Source organism: Polaromonas sp. P1_G4, assembly GCF_056405475.1.
This window is the reverse complement of record NZ_JBFUCA010000837.1, coordinates 1-1218: the sequence shown is the minus strand read 5'-3', so window position 1 is coordinate 1218 and position 1218 is coordinate 1. Positions and strand designations below refer to the sequence as shown.

General features: G+C 59.3%; 2 protein-coding genes and 1 pseudogene. All 3 read right to left on the bottom strand.

Annotation, left to right across the window (positions count from 1 at the left end; all coding sequences use genetic code 11):
- Positions 1-221 (bottom strand): annotated as a pseudogene (gene gltA, locus AC1D1X_RS23810) (citrate (Si)-synthase); the annotation flags it as partial.
- A 27-nt stretch (positions 222-248) separates the two neighbouring features.
- Positions 249-578 carry an FAD assembly factor SdhE gene (locus AC1D1X_RS23805; protein ID WP_477671353.1) on the bottom strand — a complete coding sequence of 110 codons (330 nt, stop codon included), beginning with the start codon at positions 576-578 and terminating at the stop codon, positions 249-251.
- A 106-nt stretch (positions 579-684) separates the two neighbouring features.
- A partial coding sequence (locus AC1D1X_RS23800) for a succinate dehydrogenase iron-sulfur subunit (RefSeq protein ID WP_477699412.1) occupies positions 685-1218 on the bottom strand: 534 nt, incomplete at its 5' end.

The following is a 1218-nucleotide window of genomic DNA, read 5'->3' as shown; positions in this document are numbered from 1 at the left end:
CGGTACAGCAACTCGCCCTTGTCGCCGTCGATGTAGGTGATGGCGGACTGGCAGGACGCGGTCGACAGGAAACCGGGGTCATAGGTGAACATGCCGGTCTGGGCATACAGCTTGCGGATATCAACGACGTCCGGACCAACGCTGCCCTGGTAGACCGGCAACTCGATGCTGGGGCTGCCGTTGCTGAAGGACAGGGTGGCTTTGTTGTCAGCTAGCTTCATTTCGTGCTTCTTTCTTTCGTATCAGTGTCAATGGAGGACGGACGCGTAATCGGGGGCCGGCGCTGCGGGCTGCAGCAACTTTAAAACTTCATGGGCTTCAGAAGTAGAGGCACTTGCCTTGGCCGCTTCATCGGGCAGCTGGCCGGCAACTTTTCGTTTTAACAGCAGGTCCAGCAAATCGTTGTCGGACAAATCCATTAAATCATTTAACCCTTTAGCCTGCCTGACGGTTAGCGTCGCTTCGTGCGCCAAAAAGAAGCGCTCAATCAGCAAATCGTTTTCCAGCAGGCCGCGCCGGCAACGCCACTTGAGCTTGCTCAGGGCACGCTCGTCGAGCAGGGCGTCGGCGGTTTCCATATCGTTCAGGCCGTAGAGGTTTCGCCGCCGGGCCGCCCCAAGGCGAAACACGCCCCCTCGGGAGGCAGCGTAGTACGCGAAGCGACAAGCGTGGGGGCCATATTGGTCACACTGTCCGCAAAACCATCATTTCCTTGATCTTGCCAATCGCCTTGGTCGGGTTCAGGCCCTTGGGGCAGACGTCGACGCAATTCATGATGGTGTGGCAGCGGAACAGGCGGTACGGGTCTTCCAGATTGTCCAGGCGCTCGGCGGTGGCTTCGTCTCTGGAGTCGGCGATGAAGCGGTAGGCCTGCAGCAGGCCGGCCGGGCCGACAAACTTGTCGGGGTTCCACCAGAAGCTGGGACAGGAGGTGGAGCAGCTGGCRCACAAAATGCACTCGTAGAGGCCGTTGAGCTCATCACGCTCTTCGGGACTCTGCAGGCGCTCTTTTTCGGGCGGCACGTTGTCGTTGATCAGGTAGGGCTTGATCGAGTTGTACTGCTTGAAGAACTGCGTCATGTCGACGATCAGGTCGCGCACCACAGGCAGGCCGGGCAAGGGCTTGAGGATGATGACCTCAGGCAGCGTGCGCATGTTGGTCAGGCACGCCAGGCCGTTCTTGCCGTTGATGTTCATGGCGTCGGAGCCACACACACC